17 protein-coding genes are annotated in these 25,426 nt (G+C 74.0%); 9 read left to right on the top strand and 8 right to left on the bottom strand.

Annotated elements, in window-relative coordinates; all coding sequences use genetic code 11:
* Positions 1-17 precede the first annotated feature (17 nt).
* Positions 18-515, bottom strand: coding sequence for a GNAT family N-acetyltransferase (locus ACH4UK_RS22610; protein WP_398358892.1), 498 nt, complete (start codon positions 513-515; stop codon positions 18-20).
* A gap of 28 nt (positions 516-543) precedes the next feature.
* The gene (locus tag ACH4UK_RS22605) at positions 544-948 is read right to left on the bottom strand and encodes a DUF1992 domain-containing protein (protein ID WP_398358890.1); all 405 of its coding nucleotides are present in this window, start codon (positions 946-948) and stop codon (positions 544-546) included.
* 221 nt (positions 949-1,169) lie between these two features.
* On the opposite strand from ACH4UK_RS22605, the gene ACH4UK_RS22600 reads away from it, so the two are divergent.
* Positions 1,170-1,748: a hypothetical protein gene (locus ACH4UK_RS22600; protein ID WP_398358888.1), complete on the top strand. Its 579-nt coding sequence runs from the start codon at positions 1,170-1,172 to the stop codon at positions 1,746-1,748.
* Positions 1,745-2,173: a hypothetical protein gene (locus tag ACH4UK_RS22595; RefSeq protein ID WP_398358886.1), complete on the top strand. Its 429-nt coding sequence runs from the start codon at positions 1,745-1,747 to the stop codon at positions 2,171-2,173. Before ACH4UK_RS22600 ends, ACH4UK_RS22595 begins: the two co-directional genes overlap by 4 nt.
* A 65-nt stretch (positions 2,174-2,238) precedes the next feature.
* Here ACH4UK_RS22595 and ACH4UK_RS22590 read toward each other — a convergent pair whose 3' ends face one another.
* Together ACH4UK_RS22590 and ACH4UK_RS22585 are read right to left on the bottom strand one after the other, a co-directional pair.
* Complete coding sequence (locus tag ACH4UK_RS22590) at positions 2,239-3,036, bottom strand: tyrosine-protein phosphatase (protein WP_398358884.1); 798 nt, start codon at positions 3,034-3,036, stop codon at positions 2,239-2,241.
* Between the two features lie 121 nt (positions 3,037-3,157).
* Positions 3,158-3,694 carry a DUF6325 family protein gene (locus ACH4UK_RS22585; RefSeq protein ID WP_398358882.1) on the bottom strand — a complete coding sequence of 179 codons (537 nt, stop codon included), beginning with the start codon at positions 3,692-3,694 and terminating at the stop codon, positions 3,158-3,160.
* 268 nt (positions 3,695-3,962) lie between these two features.
* Between ACH4UK_RS22585 and ACH4UK_RS22580 the strand changes: the two genes are divergently transcribed.
* From ACH4UK_RS22580 to meaB, 3 genes are read left to right on the top strand one after another with little or no spacing between them, the layout of a single operon-like run.
* Positions 3,963-5,825, top strand: coding sequence for a methylmalonyl-CoA mutase family protein (locus ACH4UK_RS22580; RefSeq protein WP_398358880.1), 1,863 nt, complete (start codon positions 3,963-3,965; stop codon positions 5,823-5,825).
* The gene (scpA, locus tag ACH4UK_RS22575) at positions 5,825-8,053 is read left to right on the top strand and encodes a methylmalonyl-CoA mutase (RefSeq protein ID WP_398358878.1); all 2,229 of its coding nucleotides are present in this window, start codon (positions 5,825-5,827) and stop codon (positions 8,051-8,053) included. Before ACH4UK_RS22580 ends, scpA begins: the two co-directional genes overlap by 1 nt.
* A 12-nt stretch (positions 8,054-8,065) precedes the next feature.
* Entirely contained in the window at positions 8,066-9,070 is a 1,005-nt protein-coding gene (gene meaB / locus ACH4UK_RS22570) for a methylmalonyl Co-A mutase-associated GTPase MeaB (RefSeq protein ID WP_398358876.1), read from the top strand.
* Positions 9,071-9,180: 110 nt separating this feature from the next.
* Here the strand turns inward: meaB and ACH4UK_RS22565 are convergent, their stop codons facing one another.
* Complete coding sequence (locus ACH4UK_RS22565; protein ID WP_398358874.1) at positions 9,181-9,972, bottom strand: ABC transporter ATP-binding protein; 792 nt, start codon at positions 9,970-9,972, stop codon at positions 9,181-9,183.
* Positions 9,973-10,121: 149 nt separating this feature from the next.
* On the opposite strand from ACH4UK_RS22565, the gene ACH4UK_RS22560 reads away from it, so the two are divergent.
* Entirely contained in the window at positions 10,122-11,129 is a 1,008-nt protein-coding gene (locus tag ACH4UK_RS22560) for an ABC transporter substrate-binding protein (RefSeq protein ID WP_398358872.1), read from the top strand.
* A gap of 79 nt (positions 11,130-11,208) precedes the next feature.
* On the opposite strand, the gene ACH4UK_RS22555 is transcribed toward ACH4UK_RS22560, so the two are convergent.
* The gene (locus ACH4UK_RS22555) at positions 11,209-12,432 is read right to left on the bottom strand and encodes a M20 family metallopeptidase (protein WP_398358870.1); all 1,224 of its coding nucleotides are present in this window, start codon (positions 12,430-12,432) and stop codon (positions 11,209-11,211) included.
* A 137-nt stretch (positions 12,433-12,569) separates the two neighbouring features.
* On the opposite strand from ACH4UK_RS22555, the gene ACH4UK_RS22550 reads away from it, so the two are divergent.
* The 3 genes from ACH4UK_RS22550 to ACH4UK_RS22540 are packed head-to-tail and all read left to right on the top strand — an operon-like array spanning position 12,570 to position 21,672.
* Complete coding sequence (locus ACH4UK_RS22550) at positions 12,570-20,006, top strand: amino acid adenylation domain-containing protein (protein ID WP_398358868.1); 7,437 nt, start codon at positions 12,570-12,572, stop codon at positions 20,004-20,006.
* Positions 20,007-20,011: 5 nt separating this feature from the next.
* Positions 20,012-20,215, top strand: a complete 204-nt coding sequence (locus ACH4UK_RS22545) for an MbtH family protein (RefSeq protein WP_398358866.1) — start codon at positions 20,012-20,014, stop codon at positions 20,213-20,215.
* On the top strand, positions 20,212-21,672 hold the full coding sequence (locus ACH4UK_RS22540) for a DHA2 family efflux MFS transporter permease subunit (RefSeq protein WP_398358865.1): 1,461 nt from the start codon (positions 20,212-20,214) through the stop codon (positions 21,670-21,672). Before ACH4UK_RS22545 ends, ACH4UK_RS22540 begins: the two co-directional genes overlap by 4 nt.
* A 66-nt stretch (positions 21,673-21,738) precedes the next feature.
* Here ACH4UK_RS22540 and fes read toward each other — a convergent pair whose 3' ends face one another.
* Entirely contained in the window at positions 21,739-23,040 is a 1,302-nt protein-coding gene (gene fes, locus ACH4UK_RS22535; protein ID WP_398358863.1) for an enterochelin esterase, read from the bottom strand.
* Positions 23,037-25,358 (bottom strand): Fe(3+)-hydroxamate ABC transporter permease FhuB, encoded by a 2,322-nt coding sequence (gene fhuB, locus ACH4UK_RS22530; protein ID WP_398358861.1) that lies wholly within the window; start codon positions 25,356-25,358, stop codon positions 23,037-23,039. Before fhuB ends, fes begins: the two co-directional genes overlap by 4 nt.
* Positions 25,359-25,426 lie beyond the last annotated feature (68 nt).

Genomic DNA, 25,426 nt, shown 5'->3' with positions numbered 1-25,426 from the left:
AGGAGGCGGGGCGAGCCTCAGCCGATACGGAGCAGGAGTTCGGGGCGGTCCCACATCACGGCGGGCGGAGTGGCCAGGACCGTGCCGACGGGCTCGGCGCCGACGCTCCGGTAGAAGCCCTCGGCGGGCGGGTGGGAAACGATCCGGACCCCCGTGAGCCCGGCGCTCCGGGCCTCCTCGTGCAGATGGGCGACGAGCAGCCGGCCGACACCGAGCCCCTGGGCCTGGTCGGCGACGAACATCAGGTCCAGTTCGGGCGGGTCCAGGAGCAGCGCGTAGAAGCCGAGGATCCGACCCGTGCCGTTGTCCGTCGCGACGAAGACCCGGTGCGTCTCGATGTAGTCCGGCCCGATCCGGTAGCCCTCGACCATCGGCGCGTACGGGCCTTCGTAGGCCCCTGATGTGCGGACCAGCCGGGTCAGGCGGCCCGCGTCGCGCGCCGCGGCCCGGCGGACGGCCACATCGGGACGCCGTGGGGCGCGCCCGCGCCGCCGCCCCGCACCGTCCGATCCCATACGGCGAGTATGACGCACCGGGGCGGCTTCAGGCCGGGCGGCGTTCCTCGCGCCAGCGGCGGACCATGGCGTCCACGTCGAAGGGCTTGAGGTGCAGCGGCGGGCCCTCGGGAGGCATCCGGACGGCCCGTTCGATCTTCTCGTTGACCTCGGTCAGGATGCGCCGCACCTCGGCCTCGGTGCGGGCCGCGGACACCGCGCCGGGGACGTCCTCCGCCTCCTTGCGCAGCGCCAGCGCGGGCGGCAGCATCGACACGCCCTCCCGCTGCATCTTCTGCTTGATCCACCAGGCCTCGTCGTAGGGGCGCTCCAGGCCGGCGATCGGCTTGCCGAAGCCCGGGAGCCGGGAGAAGTCGCCGCGCTGCTCGGCCTCGTGGATCTGCCGGTCGACCCAGGACCGGAAGTCGACTCCCGGTGGTTTCCGCTCCGTCATCGCCTGTCCTTCCGACCTGCCGCCGATCCGACGCCTTTCACCCTACCCAGAGCGTCGCGCGAAGCCCTCCGCCGGAGGCCGGCTGCCTCGAACGGGGATCCGGGGGTACACGAACTCCCGCACACCGCCCGACGATTGCCGCCGGGCCCGGACCGAAAGGGGTTGACCACCGTGCGACAACAGAGCTACGTACCGGCCGATGAACGTGGGGGGCGGTAGCCGTGACGACAGCGATCATCATCATCGCCGTGGTCGTCCTGGCGGCCGTCGCCGCGTTCTTCCTGCTGCGCGGACGCCCGGTCGGCGGCCGGGGGCTGCGCAGCCGCTTCGGACCGGAGTACGACCGTGTGGTCGCCCGGCACGGCGGCGACACCAAGGCGGCCGAGCAGGAGCTCGGCGATCGGGTGAAGCGGCACGGGCACCGCAAGGAGCGTCCGCTGACCGAAGAGGCGCGCGCAGGCTACGCCGCCCGCTGGGCGAGCGCCCAGGAACTGTTCGTCGAGTCGCCGGCGCGCGCGCTCACCGAAGCCGACGCGCTGCTGGCCGATCTGTCCCGCGAGCGCGGCTTCCCGGACGGCGAGGACTTCGAGGACCGTACGGACGCGCTCTCCGTCCACCACGCCGCGCACGTCGACGGCTACCGCCGGGTGCACTCCGCGCGAAGCGGCGACGCGAGCACCGAGGACATGCGCGAGGCGCTGCTCGCGGCCCGCGCGCTCTTCGATGCCCTGCTCGCGGACGGTCCGTCGGGGCGTGCACACGGCAACCGGCATCTGGTGAAGGGACGCGGCACATCATGACCTGGACCCCGAACGAGAAGACACCCGCTCCCGGCGTGGCCCAAGACGCCGAAGGCGCCGAACGGATCGAGGCGGCTGCGCCGGCAGCGGCTCCCGGGACGGTCCCGGGCAAGGAGCCCGGGTCCGCCGAGAGCGGGCCGCACCCCGGAAGGCCTCTGTTCGCCCCCGAGGAGCGGGAGGCGTTCGCCGCCCGGATCCAGCAGGCGGTGACCTCGTTCGTGGAGGATCCGCACCGGGCGGTGCGGGAGGCGGACGCCACCTTCGACGAGGTCGTCGTGGGCCTCGGGGCGGCGCTGGAGGAACGCGGGAGGCGGCTGCGCGCCGGGAAGGGCGAGAGCCCGTCGCCCACCGGGGCGGAGACCGAGGACCTGCGGATCGCGCTCCAGCACTACCGCGACCTCACGGAACGCCTCGTACGCCTCTAGGACCTCGTCACCGGAGGGCCGGGCCGGCCGGGGGTCTCCCGGCCGGCCCGGCCCTCCGGGTCGGTTCAGCCGCGGATCACCAGGCCCTCGCGTAGCCGCTCCAGTACGGCGTCGGGTACCCGCAGCCCGTCGCGCACATAGCCGTCGAGGCCGCCCCAGCGCTCGTCCATGGCGTCCAGTGCCACGTCCAGGTAGCGGGGGCGGACCTCGATGATCGCCGCCGCGACGGTGGGGTCGCCCCCGCCGTCCAGGAACTTCGCCAGGTACGGGGCGAAGGCGGCCCGTACCGCGGGATTGACCGCGAGGAAGTCCGAGCGCACCGTCGCGCGGGCCGCTCCCAGGATCATCAGCAGGACAGCCGCCCCCCAGCCGGTACGGTCCTTGCCCGCCGTGCAGTGGAAGAGCACCGGGCGCGCACCGGGGTCGGCCGCGGTCTCCAGGAAGGCCCGGTAGGCGGCCGCGGCGCCGGGCGAGAGGACCATCTTGCGGTAGGTCTCGGCGAACAGTTCCTCGGCCCGGCCGCCCCCCAGCGCCCGCTCCGCCTCGACCGGGTCGGCGAGCAGGGACCGCAGCCGGGCGGGCGCCACGCCCGGGTGGTCGCCCAGCACATCGGCGACGAAGAGCCTGGCCCGGTCCGGCAGCCGGTCCGGGGCCCACTGGCGCTCGTCGGCGGTGCGCAGGTCCACGACGGTGCGGATGCCGAGCGCGGACACCGCCGGGTCGCCTTCCGGGTCGAGCTCGCTCAGCTGCCCCGAGCGGAACAGGACGCCTTGCCGCACCCGGCGGTCACGGCCCAGGGCGATGCCGCCCAGGTCGCGCAGATTGACAACGGTGGCGGCCGGAACGGTCCGGGCGGTCTGCACGATGAACTGCCTCTTTCCCCGATGAATTCCAGGAATTCCACATATCAGGATCAACGTCGCATGCAGCAAGGAAAGCGGCACCGGAAAACGCCGACCGGCACCCGGGAACGCCGACCGGACATCAGTCCGACAGGAGCTTCGTCTTCTGCTCCACGAACTCGGCGTCGGTGAGGACCTCCCGCCGCCACAGTTCGGCGAGCCGCTCGAGGCGGTCGATGATGTCGTCCCCCGCGGCGTCCTCCCCGCCCGCGTCGCCGGGGCCGCCCGCACCTCCGGCGCCGAGGCGCTCGTGGGCGACGAACGTGCCGCCCGCCGCCCGGACCGCACGGGCGGGCTCCGTGGTCCACAGGTCCTCCCGGACGACGATCGCGGCGACGTCGCCGCCCGGCACGCTCCGGTCGAGCGCTTCGACGTCCTCCGCACTGAGCGCCACCGCCGCCCCGCCGCCCGCCGCGTCGACGGGCACCACTCCCCCGGCGTCCAGCTCCCCCAGCCCCACCGGGGTCAGCGCACCGCCCTCGGCCCGGCGGACGAAGGTCAGGTCACCGGCGCGCACGGCTCCGGACGACACGGCGTCGGCGAGGGCGGGGGCGACCGACCCGGCGAAGCGACTGCCGGGGAAGGCGATGACGAGGTACTCCACAGGTCCGACGGCCACGGTCGCGTCCTCTCCGTATCCCGGCGGCCGCAGGGGCGCCGGGGTGGATACGGCATTCCAGGGATGACATAACAAATCAGGAAACTTCGCACATAATATGCATCACTGTCCCGATTCATCCCGATGTCGAGTGCCGTCGTGTTGCCCGTCGCCCGACCGTCACGCCGGTTACGCGACCCTACGTAAAGGATCAAGTGCATACCCGAGAGGGCAAGGTCACAGCACGTGCCCCTGCTGCTCATTCCACGCACTGGCCTAGCATCTGAGCATGACGGTCCAGCCTGCTGACGGGCTCTCTCCGGCCGCCGCGTTCCCCGACCCCTCCCATGACCAGTGGCAGAGCCTCGTCGAAGGCGTACTGCGCAAGTCGGGCAAGGAAGTCTCGGGCTCGGCCGCCGAGGAAGCGCTGTCCACCACACTGGAGGACGGGCTCACCACCCACCCCCTCTACACCGCGCACGACGAGTCGCCGGACACCGGCTTCCCCGGCTTCGCCCCCTTCACCCGGGGCAGCAGGGCCGAGGGGAACGCGGCGGGCGGCTGGGACGTGCGCCAGCGCCACACCCTGACCGACCCCGCCCGGCTGAACGAGGCACTGCTCGGGGATCTGGAGAACGGGGTCACCTCGCTCTGGCTCACGGTCGGCGGCCCGGCGGGGGTCCCCGCCGACACGCTCGCCCGCGCGCTGGAGGGCGTCTACCTCGACCTCGCGCCCATCGCCCTCGACGCCCCGGCCGACCTGGACGCCGCGGCGACGGAGCTGCTGCGGCTGTACGCGGAACGCGGCGTCGCCCAGAGCGAGGCGCGCGGCACGCTGGGCGCCGACCCGCTCGGCCACGAGGCCCGGACGGGCGTCGAGGCGGACCTCACCGCCGCCGTGCGCTGGGCGCGCGTGTGCGACGCGGAGTACCCGGGACTGCGGGCCGTCGCCGTGGACGCGCTGCCGTACCACGAGGCGGGCGGTTCGGCCGGTGAGGAGCTGGGGCTCTCGCTGGCCACGGGCGTCGCCTATCTGCGTGCCCTGACGGATGCCGGGATGAGCGTGGACGCGGCCTGCGGGCAGCTGGAGTTCCGTTACGCGGCCACCGCCGACCAGTTCCTGACGATCGCCAAGCTGCGCGCGGCGCGCCGGCTGTGGGCGCGGGTCGCCGAGGCCTCGGGCGCGCCCGGGGCCGGGGCCCAGCGGCAGCACGCCGTCACCTCGCCGGTGATGATGTCGCGCCGCGACCCGTGGGTGAACATGCTGCGGACCACGCTGGCCACGCTGGGCGCGGGCGTCGGCGGCGCCGACTCCGTGACGGTGCTGCCGTTCGATCACGCCCTGGGCCTGCCCGACGCGTTCGCACGGCGGATCGCCCGCAACACCTCGACGATCCTCATGGAGGAGTCGCATCTGGCGCGGGTCATCGACCCGGCGGGCGGCTCCTGGTACGTGGAGCGGCTGACCGACGAACTCGCAGCGGCCGCCTGGGCGTTCTTCCAGGAGACCGAGCGGGCGGGCGGCCTGCCCGCGGCCTTGCGCTCCGGACTGGTAGCGGAGCGGCTCGCCAGCACCTGGGCGGCGCGCAGGGCGAAGCTGGCCCGCCGCAAGGAGCCGATCACCGGGGTGAGCGAGTTCCCGATGCCCGGCGAGCGTCCGGTGGAGCGCGAGCCCGCGCCCGACGCGTACGCCGGGGCCCCGGGCGGTCTGCCCCGGGTCCGCCGGGACGAGGCGTTCGAGGCTCTGCGCGCCCGGTCGGACGCGCACCTCGCGGCGACCGGGAGCCGCCCGAAGGTGTTCATCGCCGCGCTGGGTCCGGCCGCCGCGCACACCGCGCGGGTCTCGTTCGCGGTCAACCTCTTCGGGGCGGGCGGGATCGAGGCGGTGCACGATCCGGTGTCGGTGGACGCGACGACGGCCGCCGGGGCCTTCACCGCCTCCGGGACGGGCGTGGCCTGTCTCTGTTCGTCGGACGCCCTGTACGCCGAGCAGGCGGAGCAGGTGGCCGGGGCGCTGAAGTCGGCGGGAGCTTCCCAGGTGTTCCTGGCGGGCAGGCCCGGCGCGTACGCCGGTGTCGACGCCCAGGTCTTCGCGGGCTGCGACGCGGTCGCCGTTCTCACCTCCGTACTCGACCGCATGGGAGTGGCGTGATGCCGACACCGCCCACGGACCGGACATCCTCCGTCCCCGACTTCTCCGACGTGCCGTTGGAGGCCGCCGCACCGCCCGCCGGGTCCGCCGATGAGTGGCAGGCGGCCGCGGCGAAGGCGGCCGACGGGGCCGGGGCCGCACCGCTCTGGGAGACGCCCGAGGGCATCACGGTCAAGCCCCTCTACACGGGCGAGGACCTGGAGGGCCTGGACGCGCTGCACTCGTACCCGGGCATCGCCCCGTATCTGCGCGGGCCCTACCCGACGATGTACGTCAACCAGCCCTGGACGATCCGTCAGTACGCCGGGTTCTCCACGGCCGAGGAGTCCAACGCCTTCTACCGCCGTAACCTCGCGGCCGGGCAGAAGGGCCTCTCCGTCGCCTTCGACCTGCCGACCCACCGGGGGTACGACAGCGACCACCCCCGGGTCACCGGCGATGTCGGCATGGCCGGGGTGGCGATCGACTCGATCTACGACATGCGCCAGCTGTTCGACGGCATTCCGCTGGACCGGATGTCGGTGTCGATGACGATGAACGGCGCGGTGCTGCCCGTGCTGGCCCTGTACATCGTGGCCGCCGAGGAGCAGGGCGTACCGCCGGAGAAGCTGGCCGGGACCATTCAGAACGACATTCTGAAGGAGTTCATGGTCCGCAACACCTACATCTATCCGCCGACCCCCTCGATGCGGATCATCTCCGACATCTTCGCGTTCACCTCGAAGAAGATGCCGCGCTACAACTCCATCTCGATCTCCGGCTATCACATCCAGGAGGCCGGGGCGACGGCCGATCTGGAGCTGGCCTACACGCTGGCCGACGGGGTGGAGTATCTGCGCGCCGGGCAGGAAGCCGGCCTGGACGTCGACGCGTTCGCGCCGCGGCTGTCGTTCTTCTGGGCGATCGGCATGAACTTCTTCATGGAGGTCGCCAAGCTCCGTGCCGCGCGGCTGCTGTGGGCGCGCCTGGTCCGGCAGTTCGACCCGAAGAACCCCAAGTCGCTCTCTCTGCGCACGCATTCGCAGACCTCGGGCTGGTCGCTGACCGCGCAGGACGTGTTCAACAACGTGACGCGTACGTGTGTGGAGGCGATGGCCGCGACGCAGGGACACACCCAGTCGCTGCACACCAACGCGCTGGACGAGGCGCTGGCGCTGCCCACCGACTTCTCGGCGCGGATCGCCCGTAACACCCAGCTCCTGCTCCAGCAGGAGTCCGGCACCTGCCGGGTCATCGACCCGTGGGGCGGCAGCGCGTACGTGGAGAAGCTGACGCGCGACCTGGCGGACCGGGCCTGGCAGCACATCGAGGAGGTGGAGGCGGCCGGCGGGATGGCGCAGGCCATCGACGCGGGCATCCCCAAGCTCCGGGTGGAGGAGGCGGCCGCCAGGACGCAGGCGCGGATCGACTCAGGGCGGCAGCCGGTGATCGGGGTGAACAAGTACCGGGTGGAGACCGACGAGAAGATCGACGTCCTCAAGGTCGACAACTCCTCGGTGCGCACCCAGCAGATCGAGAAGCTGCGGCGGCTGCGCGAGGAGCGCGACGAGGTGGCGTGCCAGGAGGCGCTGCGCGCGCTGACGGCCGCGGCCGAGCGCGACCCGGGTCCGGGCCTGGAGGGCAACCTGCTGGCGCTGGCGGTGGACGCGGCGCGGGCGATGGCCACGGTCGGGGAGATCTCGGACGCGCTGGAGAAGGTGTACGGGCGGCACGCCGGGCAGATCCGTACGATCTCCGGTGTGTACCGCAAAGAGGCAGGGGATTCCCCTTCGGTGGACCGCACCCGCGCGCTGGTCGAGGCGTTCGAGGAGGCGGAGGGCCGTCGTCCGCGCATCCTGGTCGCCAAGATGGGCCAGGACGGTCACGACCGGGGCCAGAAGGTGATCGCCACGGCCTTCGCCGACCTGGGTTTCGACGTGGACGTCGGCCCGCTGTTCCAGACGCCGGGCGAGGTGGCGCGGCAGGCCGTCGAGGCGGACGTGCACATCGTGGGCGTCTCCTCGCTGGCGGCGGGGCACCTCACGCTGGTGCCGGCGCTGCGCGAGGAGCTCGCCGCCGAGGGGCGCGAGGACATCATGATCGTGGTGGGCGGGGTGATTCCGCCGCAGGACATCGAGGCGCTGCACGAGGCGGGCGCCGCCTCGGTCTTCCCGCCGGGGACGGTGATCCCGGACGCGGCCCACGATCTGGTGACGCGGCTCGGCGCCGCGCTCGGCCACGAGCTGTGAGCCGCTGACCGGATGGCTGCGAAGATCGACATCGACGGTTATGTGCAGGGAGTGCTCGACGGCAGGCGGGCGACGGTGGCGCGCGCGATCACGCTCGTCGAGTCGACGCGGGCCGAACACCGGGTGCTGGCCCAGCAGTTGCTGAGCCGGTTGCTGCCGCACGCCGGGGCGGCCCGGCGGATCGGCATCAGCGGTGTGCCGGGCGTGGGCAAGTCCACGTTCATCGACGCGCTCGGCACGATGCTCACGGGGCTCGGTCACCGGGTGGCGGTGCTGGCGGTCGACCCGTCCTCCAGCCGTACGGGCGGTTCCATCCTGGGCGACAAGACCCGGATGGAACGCCTCGCGGTGGACCCGGCCGCCTTCGTCCGCCCCTCCCCCACGGCGGGCACGCTGGGCGGGGTGGCGAAGGCGACCCGGGAGTCCATCGTGGTGATGGAGGCGGCGGGTTACGACGTGGTGCTGGTGGAGACGGTGGGCGTCGGGCAGTCGGAGACGGCGGTGGCCAACATGGTCGACACGTTCCTGCTGCTGACGCTGGCCCGTACCGGCGACCAGTTGCAGGGCATCAAGAAGGGCGTTCTGGAGCTGGCGGACGCCATCGCGGTGAACAAGGCCGACGGCCCGCACGAACGCGACGCCCGCTCGGCCGCGCGCGAACTGGCGGGTGCGCTGCGGCTGATGCATCCGGCGGACGCGGCCTGGACGCCCCCGGTGCTCACCTGCAGCGCGCGCGAGTCGCTCGGGCTGGACACCTTGTGGGACCGGCTGGAGCAGCACCGCACGGTCCTGGAGTCCACGGGGCGGCTGGCGGCCAAGCGCCGCGACCAGCAGGTGGACTGGACGTGGACGATGGTCCGGGACGAGCTGCTGGACAGTCTGCACAGCCACCCGGCGGTGCGGGAGCTCGCACCGGAGCTCGAACGGCGGGTCCGCGAGGGCACGTTGACGGCGACGCTGGCCGCCGAGGAGATCCTCGGCGTGTTTCGCGGAGGCGGCGCGGGGAGGCCCGGCTGAGCCGTCCGCCGTGGCGCTGCGGCGCCGCGGCCTGCCGGACATGAACCGAGGGGCCCCCGGACGGAGGGGCCCCTCGGCGTTCTCGGCCGCCCGCGCCGGGCGCGGCGCGTTCAGACGCCGACGGCGGGCGCGCGCACGGTCGGTACGACGACGGGCGCTCCGTCGGAGGTCGCGGTGAGGATCTCCGCCTCGATACCGTAGAGCTCCCGGACCAGTGCGGCGTCCACGGTATCGCGGGGCGGCCCGGAGGCGACGATCCGCCCGTCGCGCAGGGCGACGAGGGTGTCGGCGTACCGTGCGGCGGCGGCGAGGTCGTGGACGACCATGACGATGGTGCGGCCCTGCGCGGCGACTTCGCGGACCAGGTCCAGCACCTCCACGGCGTGGCCGATGTCCAGGGCGCTGGTGGGCTCGTCGAGCAGGACGACGGGGGTCTCCTGGGCGAGGGCCATGGCCAGCCAGCAGCGCTGGCGCTGGCCGCCGGAGAGCTGGTCGAGGCGGCGTCCGGCCAGAGCGGCGGTGCCGGTGGCCTCCAGGGCGTGGGTGACGGCCTCCTCGTCCTCCCGCGACCACTGGCGGAACAGCCCCTGGTGCGGATGGCGTCCGTAGCGGACGAGTCCGGCGACGGTGACCGCCTCGGGGGCCTGCGGGGCCTGGGGCAGCAGGGCGATGCGGTGGGCGGCGTCGCGCTGGCGCAGCTGCCAGACGTCGGCGTCGCCGACGAACACCGCGCCGGAGCTGGGCCGGTGAAGGCGGGCCATGGCGCGCAGGAGCGTCGATTTGCCGCAGCCGTTGGGGCCGACGATCGCCACGACCTGCCCGGAGGGGACCGTCAGGTCGACCTGGTCCACGGCGGTATGACCGGCGTATCCAGCGGTGAGCTGTTCGACACGGATTTCCACGAGGACCGGCCTTTCCGAAGGATATGGGCACCACCTTGCCCGATGCCGCTAAAGTAAGGCTAACCTTAGCTCGCTCACGAGCCGACGGCCGCACCCCTGTGGCCGTGCGGCCGTCCCCGCTCCATGTCCCGTTGAACCCGGAGTCCTTGATGAACCTGCACCACCGCCCCGCCCGCACCGCCGCCCGAAGAGCGGCGCGAGCCGTCGCCACGCTCGGGGCCGCGGCCCTCCTCCTGACGGCCTGCGGAACGGACACCGACTCGGGCAAGGACTCCGGGGACAAGGCCGGCAAGGCAGACACCGCCTCCTCCGCGACCCGTACGGTCAAGGACGCCACCGGCAAGGCCGTGGAGATACCCGCGGAGCCGAAGCGCATCGTCACCCTCACCCAGGAGGACCTGGACGCGGTGCTGGCGCTGGACATCGAGCCGGTCGGCATCACCAACGGGCAGGGCCTGGACAAGCCGCCGGCCTATCTCGCCGGCAAGGTCGAGGGCATCGAGGTCGTGGGCAACCTCCTCCAGCCGGTCATGGACAAGGTCGTCGCCGCGAAGCCCGACCTGATCCTCGCCGGCGACATGCAGGACGAGCAGGTGCTCGAGCAGTTGCGGGAGATCACCCCGGCCACGCTGGTGACGATGGCGCCCACCGACGACTGGAAGCTGTTCTTCCGGGGGATCGGCAACGCCGTCAACAAGCTCGACGACGCCAACACCTTCATCACCGACCACGAGGCCGCGGCCAAGGCCGCCGGGGAGAAGCTCGGCGCCAACAAGGGCGCCGAGGTCTCGATCGTCCGCTGGAACCCGGACGGGCCGAGCTGGATGGAGAACAAGCAGTTCGCCAGCGGCGTCGCCCTGGAGATGGGGCTGAAGCGGCCCAAGTCCCAGAACAAGGACGGCAACGCGCACACGCCGTCGCTCAGCCTGGAGAAGATCAACGAGATCGACGGTGACTGGCTGTTCCTGTCGACGCTGACCTCGGACGGCGCGAAGGCGCTCAAGGACGTCCAGTCCAAGCCCGCCTACAAGGAGCTGGGCGCCGTCAGGGACGGCCACGCGGTGACCGTCGACGGCTCGGTGTGGTCCACGCGCGGCGGACCGCTCGCGGCGGACGTCGTCCTGGACGACTACATCGAGGCGCTCTCGGCGAAGTGACCTTCGGGTGACCTTCATGCCGTGCGGCCCGGACCGGGAACTCCCGGCCGGGCCGCACGGCTTCGGTCGGTGCACGCGGTCAGGCGGACGGGCGCTCCCCGGCCGGCGCGGCAGTCCTGGCGGCCGCGAAGTCGGCCGCCGTCCACGCCATGCCCACCGCCCCGTCGAGCAGGGCCTGTTCGGCCGCCGGGGAGAGCGCGGCCTCGGCGAACGCGGCCTCGTGCGGGCCGCAGGCTCCCCCGCTGATGTCGAGCACCGGGTGGATGGACGGCACCACGTGCGAGACGTTGCCCATGTCGGTGCAGGCGAACGGCGGGCGCTCGACGGGTTCGGCGCGGCCGAGCTCACGGGCGTTGGCGGTCCAGAGCCGGATCAGCTCCGGGTCGCCCCGGAAGTCGAGGTAGTCGGGCTCGGGGCGCTCCAGGGTCACCTCGCAGCCGGTGGCGAGCGCCCCGGCACGGAAGCAGTCCTCGACCCGCTGGCGCAGTTCGCGCAGGTCCTCGGCGGCCAGCGCCCGTATCTCGTACGTGGCGGTGGCCCGGTCGGGTATCGCGTTGGGGGCGGTCCCCGCGGCGGTGGTGATGCCGTGCACCCGCCACTGCGGGGGCAGTTGCTGGCGCAGGAGGCCGAGGGCGACCTGGGCGACGGTCAGCGCGTCGGCGGCGTTGCGGCCCTCGTGCGGATTGAGGCTGGGGTGCGCGGCGCGGCCCGTGTAGGCGACGTCGAGGGTGCCGAGCGCGAAGGAGCGGAAGTCGGCGATCTCGAAGGGGCAGGGGTGCACCATCATCGCGGCGTCGACCCCGTCGAACGCCCCGGCGTCCAGCAGCAGCGCCTTGCCCGCCCCGCGCTCCTCGGCGGGTGTGCCGATGACCCGTACGGTCAGGCCGAGTTCGTCCGCGTGGGGGGCGAGGCCGAGAGCAGCGCCGACGCCGGCGGCGGCGATGAGGTTGTGCCCGCAGGCGTGGCCGAGGCCGGGCAGCGCGTCGTACTCGCAGACGATGGCGACGGTGACGGGCCCGGCGCCGATCGTGGCGCGGAACGCCGTGTCCAGGCCGTGGGCGGGGGCGGTGACCTCGAAGCCGTGCTCGGCCAGGAGTTCGGAGCACCGGGCTGCGGCCCTGTGCTCCTGGAAGGCGGTCTCGGGCTCGGCGTGCAGACGCCGGCTCAGTTCGAGCAGGGCCGGGGCGTGGCGGCCGACCGTCTCCCGCACGGCGGTCCTGAGCGCGTGGATCCGCTCGCCGGCCGCGCCGTCGGCCGCCTCGTCGGCCCGTGTCTCGGGGCGGGGGGCTGCGGGGACGGTCATGGGCTCTCCTTGCGTTCCGGACCGCTCCGGGGCGGTCGCCTGCGCTGTCGGAAATAGGTTAACTTAGCCTTACCTAAGTGTGCGCCGGGAGCCTCGTGGTCCGGTGTCCGTTGTCCTTCAGGGGAGTCGTCACCCACATGCATGAGCGTTCGAACCGCCCGACCAGCTCGTCGGCAGCGCACTCCGCCGCCGCGCCCTCCCCGGGACTCCCCCTCCTCACCGCTCAGTCGGGCATCTACTACGCGCACCAGCTGGCTCCCCTCGGCACGGAGCTGAACACGGCCGACTGCGTGGAGATCGACGGGCCGCTGGACGCGGACCTGTTCGTGGAGGCGCTGAGACGGGCCGTGGGCGAGGCGGAGACCCTCGCCCTGCGCGTGTCCGAGGCCGACGGCGTACCGGTGCAGCGGGTCGTGCCCGCCGCCGAACCCGTGGTGCACCGGCTGGATCTGACGGAGGCCGCCGCCGAGGCGTGGATGCGCGAGGACCTGGCCCGGCCGGTGGACCTCGGCGCCGACGGGTCGCTGATGACGCAGGCGCTGATCCGGGTCGGCGAGGGCCGCCACCGGTGGTACCAGCGCGTGCACCACATAGCCGTCGACGCCTACGCCCTCTCCCTCATCGGCGGGCGCGTCGCCGAGCTCTACCGGGCGCTGGTCGCCGGAGAGCCCCTGCCCGAGAGCCGGTTCGCCCCGCTGAGCGAGCTGACCGAGCAGGAGTCGGCGTACCTGACCGGTGAGGAGTACGCGGCGGACCGCGCCTTCTGGTCCGCGCGCATGGCGGGGGCCTCCGTCACCACGTCCGACCGCTCCCCCGCCCTCCCGGACACGCCCGCCGGCGGCCCCCTGCACCGGACCGCCGACCTCCCGACCCGGACGCTGGAGCGGCTGTCCGGGGCGGCGCGCGCGGCCAAGGCGACCTGGGCCGAGCTGGTGGTGGCCGCGACCGCCGGTCATCTGCACCGGCTCACCGGCTCCGAGGACTTGGTGCTGGGCCTGCCGCTGACCAACCGGCGGGGGCCCGCGGCCCTGCGGACCCCGGCCATGACCGTGAACGTGCTGCCGCTGCGGATCGCCGTGCGTCCGGGGGACACCGGTGCCGAACTGCTACGCCGGGTGGTGCTGGAGATCCGCGAGGTCCGCCGCCACCAGCGCTATCCGCAGGCCGACCTGCGCCGCGATCTGGCCCTGGAGTCGGCCGACGCCCCGCTGACCGGTCCGCTGGTCAACGTCAAGCCCTTCGACGGCGCCCTGGACTTCGCCGGGGTCACCGGCACCGTGCGCAATCTCGCGGCCGGCCCCGTGGAAAGGCTCGCGGTCGGCGCGGGCCCCGGCCCGGACGGGGGCCTGCGGCTCACCCTGGACGCCGACCCCGCCGCCTACGGGCCCGCGGACCTCGCCGCCCACGAGGACACCTGGCTGCGCTATCTGGACGGCCTGACCGAGCTGCTGCTGACCGACCCCGAGCGGCCGATCGGCACCCTGGACCTGCTCACCGACGACCGGGTGCGCGAGGCCACCGCCGGGCGCACCGAGCCCGCCGCCGCGCTCACCCTCCCCCGGTCGTTCACCGCGCGGGCGGCCCGGACGCCCGAGGCCGTCGCCGTGCGCTCCACGATCGCGGGCACCTTCCGGGGAGCGAAGCCCGCAGGGGCCTTCGAAGCGGACGCGGACACCCCCGCGAGCGGCTCGGAGGCCGCCGCCGGGACCGGGGCCCGGCTCACGTTCGCCGAACTGGACGCCGCATCCGACCGGCTGGCCCACCTGCTGACCGGACTCGGCGCGGACAGCGCGGACGACACGGCCGGGGCAGGCGGCACCGGCGGCACGGTGGCGCTGGCGCTGCCCAGGACCGCCGACATGGTCGTCGCCCTGCTGGCCGTGCTGAAGGCGGGCCGGGTCTGCCAGCCACTCGACCTCGGCCACCCGGCCGCCCGGACCCTGGCCGTCCTGGCGGACGCGCGGCCGCTGTGCGTGATCGGCACGGCGGCGACGCTCGCCGCGCTGCCCGACCACGGGCTGGCGACGGTCGCGCTCGACGCGCCCGCCACGGCCGAGGCCCTCGCCGGCTGCCCCGACGGGCCGCTGCCCGCCGGACCCGCGCTCGCGGACCCCGCCTATCTCATCCACACCTCCGGTTCCACCGGACGCCCCAAGGGCGTCCTCGTCAGCCACGCCTCGCTCGCCAACCTCTGCGCCGGGCACGGCACGGACCACATCGCCCCGGCCGTCGCCCGGACCGGCCGGGAGCGCCTGCGGGTCGCGCACAGCGCCTCGTTCGCCTTCGACGCGTCCTGGGACCCGCTGCTGTGGATGGTCCACGGGCACGAGCTGCACCTGCTGGACGACGCCGCCTACCGGGACCCGGCGGCGCTCACCGCGTACATCGGCACGCACCTGATCGACTATCTGGACGTCACCCCCTCCTACGCCGAAGCGCTCATCGCCGAAGGCCTGCTGGACGAGGGCCGCCACCACCCGGCCCACCTCGTGGTCGGCGGGGAGACCGTCCCCCCGGCCCTGTGGGAGCGGCTGACCGAGGCCGGGGCCGTGCACCCGGTCAACCTCTACGGGCCGACCGAGACGACGGTCGACGCCTACTCCTGGGTGCCGGGAGACACTCCCGCCCGGCCCGACGGCCGCCCCGTGCGCGGCTCGCGCGTCTATGTCCTGGACTCCTCCCTGCGCCCGGCGCCCGCCGGTGCGACCGGTGAGCTGTACGTCGCCGGCGCCTGCCTGGCCCTCGGCTATCTGGGCCGCCCCGACCTGACGGCCGAGCGGTTCGTGGCGGACCCGTTCGGCGCTCTGCACGGCGACCGGGGGAGCCGGATGTACCGCACCGGGGACCTGGTGCGCCGCCGCGACGACCACACGCTGGAGTTCCTGGGGCGCAGCGACGACCAGGTGAAGATCCGCGGCTTCCGGATCGAACTCGGCGAGATCCAGGCCCGGCTGGCGGCCCACCCGCAGGTCGCGGCGGCCGCCGTCATCGCGCGGGACGACGGCCGGGGCAAGCGGCTGCTGGCCTACGCGGTCCCGGTGCGGGAACGCAACGCCCTCCCGGCGCGGCCCGAGGGCGAGGACCAGGCCGCCGACACCGGGCCGCCCACCCCCGGGGCCCTGCGTGCCCACCTGGCCGCTGCCCTGCCCGAGCACATGGTCCCCGCGACCGTGACGCTCCTGGAGGCGCTGCCCCGTACCGCCAACGACAAGCTCGACCACCGCGCCCTGCCCGCCCCCGAACCGCTCCCCCTCGCCGGAGGCGGCCCGGACGGCGCGGGCGGCGGGCCGCACACCGAGATCGTGCGCGGGCTCTTCGCCGACGTGCTCGGTATCGCCGAACCCCCGGCCGCCGACGCGGGCTTCCTCGACCTCGGCGGGCACTCGCTGCTCGCCGCCCGGCTGGCCGCCCGGCTCCGCGAGCACTTCGGCGTGCCGATGAGCATCGCCGACGTCTTCCGCCACACCACGCCCGCGGCGCTGGCCGCGCTGGTCCGCACCCGCAGCGGCGCGGCCACCGCGTCCGTCCCGCTCTCCCCCGTACCGCGCACCGGTCCCCTCCCGCTGTCCCCGGCCCAGCAGCGGCTGTGGTTCCTCCACCGCCTCGAAGGCCCCAGCCCCACCTACAACATCCCGCTCGTCCTGGACGTCAACGGCCCGCTCGACCGCGACGCGCTCCAGCGCGCCCTGCACGACCTGGCGGAGCGTCACGAGACCCTACGAACGGTATATCCGCCCACTGACAACGCCTCCGGACGTGCCGTCGACGGTGATCCGGGTGGCGTCCCCGACGACACCCCCCGCCAGCGGATCCTCGCCCCCGACGACCCGGCGGGCCGCCCGTTGCTGCGGCTGGCGGAGCCGGGCAGCGATCTCACCGAGGCGGTGCGCCACTGCTTCGACCTGGCCACCGAACCCCCGCTGCGCACGGTCCTGTTCAGTGAGTCGCCGGACCACCACACCCTGCTCCTCCTGCTGCACCACATAGCGGGCGACGGGGCCTCCACCACGCCCCTGGCCCAGGACCTGGCCATCGCCTACACCGCCCGCGCCGAGGGCCGCGTACCGGAGTTCGCGCCGCTGGGCGGCCAGTACGTGGACCACGCGGCCCGGCTCCAGCGGCTCCTGGGCACCCCGGCCGAGCCGACCGCGCTCGCCGAGGCCCAGCTCGCCCACTGGCGCGAGGCGCTCGCCGGGCTGCCGGACCAGCTGGAGCTGCCCACCGACCGGCCCCGGCCGCCCGTCGCCACCTCGGCGGGCGACACCGTGCCCTTCACCCTGGACGCCACCGCGCACGAGGCGCTGCGCCGGCTCGCGCGGGCCCACGGGGCGACCGTGTTCATGACCGTGCAGGCCGGGCTCGCCGCCCTGCTGACCCGGCACGGCTGCGGCACCGACATCCCCCTCGGCACCCCCGTGGCGGGCCGCGACGACGACGCCACAGCCGGGCTCGTCGGCTTCTTCACCAACACCGTGGTCCTGCGCACCGACACCTCCGGCGACCCCGCCTTCGGCGAGCTGCTGGACCGGGTGCGGGCCACCACGCTCGCCGCCTACGAGCACGACGCGCTGCCCTTCGACCACCTCGTCGAGGCGCTCAACCCGCCGCGCTCGCTGGCCCGGCACCCGCTGTTCCAGACCATGCTCGCCTGGCAGTCGATCGCGGACGGGCCCGTCTCCCTCGGCCCGGACACCACCGCGCGGCTGACCGCCGTGCCGTCCGGCACCGCGAAGTTCGACCTGACCCTGAACGCGGGCGAACTGCCCGGCGGCGGGATCGGGGGCTTCCTGGAGTTCCGCACCGACCTCTTCGACCGGTCGACCGCCCAGGCCCTCGCGGACCGGCTGTCCCGGCTGCTCAGCGCGGCGGCCGAGCGCCCCGGAACACCGGTCGGCCTGCTGCCGGTCCTGGGCGAGGACGAGGTCCACCGCGCCCTGGTCGAGGCCAACGGCGTCAACCACGACCGGCCGGTGCCCCTCACCCTCGCCGAGGTCTACGGGGTCGCGGCGCGCCGGCATCCGGAGCGGGTGGCGGTCAGCTGCGCGGGCGATTCCCTGACGTACGCCGAACTGTCCTCCCGGGCCCAGTCGCTGGCCCGGCTGCTGGCCGCCCGGGGGATCGGCCCCGGCTCGATCGTCGCGCTCGCCCTGCCGCGCTCCCCGGACCTGGTGGCCGGGCTGCTCGCGGTGTCGCTGGCGGGCGCCGCGTATCTGCCGATGGACCCGGACTACCCGGCGGACCGGCTCACGTACATGCTGGACGACGCCCGCCCGGCCGCACTGATCACGGACGCGGCCACGGCCGGGCGGTTGCCCGCGCACGATCTGCCGATGATCACCGTGGACGAGGCGGCGGGGTTCCCGGACGGGCCCATCGGCCAGGCGGACCGCACCCGGCCGCTGAGCCCGGGGGACCCGGCGTACGTCATCTACACCTCGGGTTCCACCGGCCGCCCGAAGGGCGTCGTGGTCGCCCAGCACCATGTGACGCGGCTGCTGACGTCGACCGAGCAGTGGTTCTCCTTCGGCCCGGACGACGTGTGGACGCTGTTCCACTCCTACGCGTTCGACTTCTCGGTGTGGGAGCTGTGGGGCGCGCTGCTGTACGGCGGCCGGGTCGTCGTCGTCCCGTACGCGACCAGCCGCGACCCGCACGCCTTCCTCCGGCTGCTGGCGGACGAGCGGGTGACCGTCCTCAACCAGACGCCGTCCGCCTTCTACCAGCTGGCCGCCGCCGACCGGGAGGCCCCCAGGCACGAACTGGCCCTGCGGTACGTGGTGTTCGGCGGTGAGGCGCTGGAGCTGGGGCGGCTCGCGGACTGGTACACCCGCCACCACGAGAACGCGCCGACGCTGGTCAACATGTACGGCATCACCGAGACCACGGTCCATGTCTCGTATCTGGCGCTGGACCGGGCGACGGCCGCGTCCGCGGTCTCCAGCACCATCGGCGTGAACATCCCCGACCTGCGCGTCTATGTGCTGGACGAGCGGCTCCAGCCGGTGCCGCCCGGGGTGACCGGCGAGATGTACGTCGCCGGCGAGGGGGTGGCGCTCGGCTATCTGGGCCGCCCGGACCTGACGGCGGGCCGCTTCGTCGCCGACCCGTTCGCGCATCTCTTCGGGGAGAGCGGAAAGCGGATGTACCGCTCGGGCGACCTGGCCCGGCGGCGGGTGGACGGCACGCTGGAGTATTTCGGCCGGGGCGACCAGCAGGTCAAGATCCGCGGCTTCCGCATCGAACTCGGCGAGATCGAGGCCGTGTTGGCCACTCACCCCGAGGTCTCCGATCTGGCGGTCGTGGTCCGCGAGGACACGCCCGGCGACAAGCGGCTGGTCGGTTACGTCGTCCCCGCGCCCGGCACGGAGCCGGTTCCGGCGGCGCTGCGCGAGCACGCCGCCGCCACGCTGCCGGTGCACATGGTGCCCTCGGCCGTGGTGGTGCTGGACCGGCTGCCGCTCACCGGCAACGGCAAGCTGGACCGCAAGGCGCTGCCCGCACCGGGCGTTCCGGTCAACGCCGGTGGGCGCGCGCCGCGCACGGTCCGCGAGGAGCAGCTCTGCTCGGTCTTCGCGGAGGTGCTGGGGCTGCCGTCGGTCGGGGTGGAGGACAACTTCTTCGACCTGGGCGGCCATTCGCTGCTCGCGGTGCGCCTGGCCGGGCGGATCAGGGCGGCGTTCGGCATCGAGGTGTCGATCGGCACGGTGTTCCAGGCCCCGACGCCCGCCGCGCTGGACTCGGCGCTGGACGTCTCGCGCGAGGAGGATCCGCTGGATGTGCTGCTGCCGCTGCGGCCCGCCCGTCCCGGCGACCGCGCCCCGGTCCACTGCGTGCACCCGGCGGGCGGTCTGAGCTGGTGCTACGCCGGCCTGATCCGCCATCTGCCGGCCGATGTGCCGATCTACGGGCTCCAGGCCCAGGGGGTGGGCGAGGCGACGGCGGACGAGCCGCTGCCGACCACGCTGGAGGAGCTGGCCGCGCACTACGCGTCCCGGATCCGCGAGGTCCAGCCGGAGGGGCCCTACCGGCTGCTCGGCTGGTCGACCGGCGGGATCATCGCGCACGCGGTCGCGGCGGTCCTCCAGGAGGCGGGCCAGGAGGTGGAGTTGCTGGCGATCCTGGACGCCTACCCGGCCGAGGGGTTCCGCGAGCTGCCGGTGCCCGACCGGGCCGAGGCCCTCGAATCGCTGCTCACCATGGGCGGTTACGGCCCCGAGAGCCTCGGGGACAAGGAGCTGAACACGGCGAACGTGGTGGAGGTGCTGCGCCGCGAGGGCTCCCCGCTGGCCACGCTCTCCGCCGCGAGGATCGAGGCGCTCGGCGAGGTGTACCTCAACACCAACGACCTCGTACGCGCCTACGACCACCGGGTGTTCCGGGGCGATGCGCTGTTCTTCCGGGCCACGGTGGACACCATCGACGACACCCTGACGCCGGAGACGTGGACCCCGTACGTGAGCGGGCGCATCGACAACACGAACGTCGCCTGCTCGCACAAGGACATGACCCTGCCCGAGCCGATCGCGCACATCGCGCGCGTGGTCGCCGACCGACTGACCGAGCTGGAGAAGTGACACCGATGAGCGACGCATCCGCCAACCCCTTCGACGCGGACGGGGAGTTCCTCGTCCTGACCAACACGGAAGGTCAGCACTCACTGTGGCCGCTGTTCGCGGCGGTGCCGGAGGGCTGGTCGACGGCTCACGGTCCGTGCGCCCGGCAGTACGCGCTGGACTGGATCACCGCGCACTGGGACGGCCCCCTCGCCGCCACCGCTCGGTGAGCGGGCTGCTGATCCGGCCCCGGATACGCCCCCGGGTCGCGGTCGTCCTCGTCTACACGGCCGCGATGTGCATGAACGGCCTGGACTCGACGATCGTGAACCCGGCGCTCTACACGATCGCGGGCGACTTCGGCCGTCCGCTGTCGGCGGCGAACACCGTGGAGACGGCCTTCCTGGTCGCGCTCGCGGTGGGACTGCCGGTGGCGGGCTGGCTGGGCGACCGGTTCGGGACGAAGCGGGTGTTCCTCGGCGCGCTGACCGCGTTCACGATCGCCTCGGCGGTCTGTGGCCTGGCGCCCGACCTGAGGACCCTGGTGGTGGCCAGAGCCGTACAGGGTCTGGCGGGCGGGCTGTTGACGCCGGTCGGGATGACGCTGCTGTTCCGGGCCTTCCCGCCGCACGAGCGGATGAAGCTGGCCAAGGTGCTGATCGTGCCGACGGCGCTGATGCCCGCGCTCGGGCCGCCGCTGGGCGGGCTGCTCACCGAACACCTCTCCTGGCACTGGCTGTTCTTCGTCAACGTGCCGATCGGAGCGGCGGCGGTGCTGCTGGGCTTCTTCGGTCTGCGCGAGCATGTCGAGGGCCCCGAGGGGCGGTTCGACACCGTCGGCTTCTGGCTGGCGACCCCGGCGCTGGGTCTGCTGACGTACGCGCTCGGCTTCGGCCCCTCGCAGGGCTGGACCCGGCCCGCCGTCGCCGTGAGCGCGGTCCTGGGTTCCGTCCTGCTGGTGGCGGCGGTCCTGCACCAGGTGCGGGCGAGGACACCGTTGCTGAGGCTGCGGCTGCTCGCCGACCGGGTGTACGGGTCGGCCTCCGCGCTGGCCGGGGTGACCGCGGCCGGGCTGATGGGTGTGCTGTTCGTCTTCCCGCTGCTCTACCAGGCGAGCCTGGGGGCCTCGGCGCTGGACGCCGGGCTGAGCGTGTTCCCGGAGGCGGTCGGGCTGATGCTGGCCTCGCAGGTGGTGGACCGGCTGCTGCCGAGGCTCGGCCCCCGGCTGCTGACCGTGCCGGCGCTGCTGGTCGCGGCGGCGGTCTTCGCGACGCTCGCGCTACCGGGTGTCGCGGAGAACGCGTGGAGCGTGCGCGGGCTGATGTTCCTGATCGGCCTGGTGCTGGGGACGGCGGTGCTGACCGTGCAGATCTCCGGGTTCGCGTCGATCGCGCCCGCCGACATGGGTCAGGCGATGGGGCTGTTCCAGATCGTCCGCACGCTGGGCGGTGCGCTGGGGATCGCCGCCTGTGCGGCGGTGATCGGGGGCGGCCACATCACGGAGACGGTCGATCCGGGCCCGTACCGTACGGCGGTCCGGGTGACGGCGGCGCTCGTCGCGGTGGGCGCGCTGATCGCGCTGCGCCTGCCGCGCGAGGCCCCGCAGCAGCCGCCGTTCGACGACGAGGACGCGCCGCCGCCCGGTGCGGAGCTCGCGGCCGACGAGGTCCGGGCCGTCAAGGGCTGAGCGGGTACACGCACGAGGTGCGGGGCGGCATCCGGAGGGGGGATGCCGCCCCGGGCCTCCGGCCGTTCAGCCCTCGCCGAGCAGTTCCGCCAGCCCGTCCGCCAGGCCGCCGCGCCAGCAGGCGTAGTCGTGGCCGCCGTTGAACTCGCGGTAGCGCACGTCGTAGCCGCGGGCGCGCAGCACATTGCGGAACCTGCGGTTCTCCGCGAGAAGCATCCACTCCTGGAGGCCGACCTCCAGGTGGAGGGTCACCGGCCGGCGCTCGGCCCAGGCGTACTGGCCGGTGAGCCACTCGCTGCCGCGTTCGTCGTCGGGCCACCAGAAGGAGCCGGACTGGGAGAGGGCGAGGCCGAAGCGGTCGGGCCGCCGGAAGGCGGCGAACGCGGCGGTGAGGCCGCCCGCGCTCTGCCCGGCGACGACGGTCCGCGTGGCGTCGGCCCCGGCCCCGTACTCCCGTTCCGTCCAGGGGAGCAGGGTGTCGGCGAGCCAGTCGACGAACGGGGCTTTGCAGGCGAGGTCCTCCATGCGGCGGCCCATGGTGTCGACCAGGACCGCCACGGTGGGCGGCAGGTCCCCGTCGGCGTGCAGGTTGTCGAGGATGTCGCCGACGCCGAGGACCGGCCCCCACATCTCGCCGTCCAGGAGCACGGCGCGTGCGTACGGGCCGCCGTCCGGGCGGTGGCCGGGCGGCAGGTGGACGGTGATCCGGCGGCCGTCGACCTCGGCGTCGAGCGTCCGCCCCCGGTCCACGTCCTCGCGCCGGCGGGTGCGCGACTGCGCGGGGGCTTCGGGGAGTTCGAGTACGGAGGCGGGGTTGCGGCCGTCCCGGGAGGGCAGCGGGGCCCGGTCGTTGAGCGGGTCGGGCCCGGCGTGGTCCAGGACCTGGAGCCAGGAGGCCCGGTCGGCGCGCAGGGCGTCCTCGCGCGTGCCATCGGTGGTGTGGAACTGGTACGAGGCTCGGTGGTCGGCGCGCAGCCGGTGGCTGATCGCCCACACCCCGGTGCCGTCGATCCGTTCCATCAGGTGCGGGGCGAGGTCGCCCGCGTGCCGGTCCTTGTCGGTCACCGTGTGGACCAGGGCCAGGACGTGGGTGGCGGGGCGCTCGGGGTCCTCGCGACGGACGAAGGTGACGAGCCGGTGGCCGGGGTCGCCCTCGGGGTCGGGTTCGACGAGCGGGGCTCCGGCGGTGGCCACGTGGCGCCAGAACGCCTCCTCGGCGTCGGGCTTGCCCGCACCCACGTCGTCAAGGAGCGTACGCAGCAGGGGGCTTCGCACGGCGGTCGCCCCGGGTCCGGTCGGCCCCCCGGACGCGGGAGAGGCCGGCGGGTTGGTGCGCGGCGGGTAGGTCACGGTCGCATCGCCTTTCATACGCGGGTGGCCGCGGAGCGGCCGAGCAGCACCCAGAGCAGGAAGGGGCCGCCGAGGACGGTGGTGACGATGCCGACGGGGAGTTCGACGCCGTCGAAGACGATCCGGCCGAGGGTGTCGGCGGCGACCACGAGGACGGCCCCGGTCAGCATCGAGCCGACGAGCGGGACGCGCAGCGGGCCGGCGAGCCGGGAGGCGATGACCGGGGAGGCCAGCGCCACGAAGCCGACGGGTCCGCAGATGCCGACGGCGAGGCCCGCGAGGGCGACGGCCAGGAGCAGGGAGAGGGCGCGGACCCGGCCGGGGGCGGAGCCGAGCGAGGAGGCGGTGGCGTCGTCGAAGCGCAGGACGCCCAGGTGGCGGGCGACGGCGAGGCTGAGGGGGACGAGGACCGCGAGGCCGATGAGGACGGGGACGGCGACGGAGTAGCTGCGCCCGTTGAGGCTGCCCGAGGTCCATACGTACAGCGAGCTCGCGGAGGAGAGGGATCGGCGGGACAGGACGACCTGGGTGATCGCGGAGGCCAGCGCGGACATGGCGAGGCCGACGACGAGGACGCGGTAGCCGCGTTGACCGAGGCCGCCGGAGACGGTGGTGACGACGATGACGGCGGCCAGCGCGCCGATCGGCCCGGCCCACCAGGCGCCGAAGGATCCGGTGGCGCTGAGGGTGACGGAGAGCAGGACGGCGGCGGTGGCCCCGTCGTTGACGCCGAGGAGTTCGGGGGTGGCCAGGCGGTTGCGGGCCAGGGTCTGGGTGAGGCAGCCCGCGAGGCCGAGGGCCGCGCCCGCGGTCAGTCCGGCGACGATGCGGCCGAGGCGGAACTTCTGGACGAGCAGGACGTCGAAGCGGTCGCCCTGGCCGAGCACCGCGCGGAAGGTGCGGCCGACGCCCATGTCGCTCTGGCCCGCGTACGCGGAGAGGACCACGGCGAGCAGGAGGGCCCCGGTCAGGGCGAGGGCGGCGAGGGCGGCGCGCCGGGTGACGAGGAGGGACAGGGGGCCGCGGCGCAGGACCAGGGTGTCGGCCGGGCGGGCCCGGAGGGTCTTCGGCGTGCGGCGGGCCGGGCGGGGCAGGGCGATCCGGAGGCGGCGGGGGCGATCGGGGGCGCGTTCCTCGGTGGCCGGTTCCGTCATGCCCATCGAGGCCAGTTGCCGGGAGCGGACGATGGCGATGAGGACGGGGGCGCCGATGAGGGCGACGATGACGGAGACGGGCGCCTCGAAGGGCCGGGAGACGACGCGGGCGGCGATGTCGGAGATGGTCAGGACGCAGGCGCCGATGAGCCCGGCGAGCAGGATCCGGGCCGCCAGCCGGGTGCCGGCGAGCGCGCGGGCGAGGAAGCCGGCGAGCAGGCCGAGGAAGGAGATGGGTCCGGCGAGCGCGACGGCGGCGGCGGTCAGGAGGGTGACGCCGATGGCGACCACCGTACGGATCACGGGGGGCCGGTGGCCGAGGCTGCGGGCCAGGTCGTCGCCGAGCGCCAGGGCGGAGAGCGGGCGCGCGACGAGAAGCGCGACGAGGAAGCCGAGGGCGAGGACGGGGGCGAGGCGGCCGAGTTCGCCGAAGCCCTCGACCCCGGCGAGGGAGCCGAGGACCCAGAAGCGGAATCGGTCGTAGGTTTCGGCGGAGTTGACGACGATGACGCTGGTGAGCCCGCCGAAGGTCGCGCCGAGGGCCGCGCCCGCGAGGACCAGGCGCATGGGGGAGCCGCCGCCGCGTCTGCCGGATATGAGGAGGACCAGGCCGCTGGCGACCACCGCGCCGACGAACGCGCAGACCAGGTAGGCGTAACCGGAATCGAAGCCCAGGAGCGCGATGCCCGCGACGACGCCGAGCGAGGCGCCCGCGTTGACCCCGAGGAGTCCGGTCTCGGCGAGCGGGTTGCGGGTGACCGCCTGGAGGAGGCATCCGGCGACGCCGAGGGCGGCTCCGACGAGCAGCGCGGTGAGGGTGCGCGGCAGGCGCAGGTCGCCGACGACGAGGGAGAGCCGGGCGTTGTCGCGCGCGCCGTCCCGGCCGAGCAGATAGTCCAGGACGCCGCCGGGTCCGACCTCGCCCGCGCCGATCGAGAGGGACAGGGCCGTCAACAGCAGCACGGCGAGGGCCAGTCCCCCGACGGCGATCGCCACGGTCCGGCCGCGCGGGCCCGTCGTGGGGCGGGCCGACGGCGTTCCCCCGGTGCCGGCCGGGGATGCCTCCTCGCGTCCGGCGGGCGGGGCCTTCGTCGCCCGGTCGGCTTCGCCCCCGTCCAACTGAACAGTCGAGGAGTCATGTTCGGGAGCCGAGGCCGTGGTCCCCGTGCGCGGCGTTTGCATAAGGTGAGGCTAGCCTAAGTAGATATCGACGATCCGACACCCTTCTCGGTAGTCGATCTAATTTAGGT

This window comes from Streptomyces sp. NPDC020884 (assembly GCF_044333935.1).
Taxonomy (GTDB): Bacteria; Actinomycetota; Actinomycetes; order Streptomycetales; family Streptomycetaceae; genus Streptomyces.
This window is presented reverse-complemented; position numbering and strand designations above follow the sequence as displayed.